Origin of the sequence: Yeguia hominis (assembly GCF_014384705.1) — a bacterium.
Classification (GTDB): Bacteria; Bacillota; Clostridia; order Oscillospirales; family Acutalibacteraceae; genus Yeguia; species Yeguia hominis.
Genome location: NZ_JACRSN010000057.1, coordinates 1 through 861, shown reverse-complemented (window position 1 = coordinate 861; position 861 = coordinate 1). Strand labels below are relative to the sequence as shown.

Here is an 861-nt window from a genome sequence, read left to right as displayed (position 1 = left end):
TGATGGATGATACAGTTCTGGATTTCCGTTTTGGGAAATACGGCTTCAATCGCTGCAGAAAACCCGGTCAGATTGTCTGTGCAGGCGATGAAAATGTCCTCAATTCCGCGGTTTTTCAGACTGTTGAGTACCGTTGCCCAGTATTTGGCGCTTTCATTTTCACCGACCCACATGCCCGGAACGTCTTTCCTGCCGTCCAGATCAATGCCGATGGCGATATAGACTGCCTTCTTCACGATCTGCCCTTCGCTGCGGACATGGTAGTGGATGGCATCCATGAAAACCACTGCGCAGACGCTCTCCAGCGGTCGCTGCTGCCATTCTTTTGCGATGGGGAGAATCTTGTCCGTAATACGGCTCACGGCCGTGTCAGATACCTCTACGCCGCAGATATCCCGAATGTGAACCGCAATATCCGATGTTGTCTGCCCTTGGCGTACATGGACAGGATCTTCTCCTCGATGTCCTGACTGATGCTGGTCTGGTTTTTCCTCAGCACCTGAGGCTCAAATTCCCCCTTACGATCCCGGGGCACGGATATCTCCACATCGCCGAAGCTGGTGCGCAGCGTTTTGCTGCTGTGCCCGTTCCGGCTGTTGTCCGTGTCCTTGGTTTTATAGCCGTACCTGCTGCAGCCCAACTCGTCGTCCAGCTCCGCATCGAGGCCGTTTTCCATGAATTCGGCAATCGTCTCCTTGAACAGGCTCTGAATGTCGTCCATGCTGCCGATGTTCGCCATCTGCAGCAGCTCTCTGCTCTTTTCCCTGCGGGCATTTTCTTCCGGGGTGCGTTTCTTTCTTGCCATTGTAAAACCTCCACTGTGGTGCTTCTATTATACACCACAGTGGAGGTTTACACAAA

At 53.1% G+C, this 861-nt stretch carries 1 pseudogene; it reads right to left on the bottom strand.

What is annotated here, in order from left to right:
- A pseudogene (locus IAG03_RS14070) lies at positions 1-805 on the bottom strand (IS256 family transposase); the annotation flags it as partial.
- Positions 806-861 lie beyond the last annotated feature (56 nt).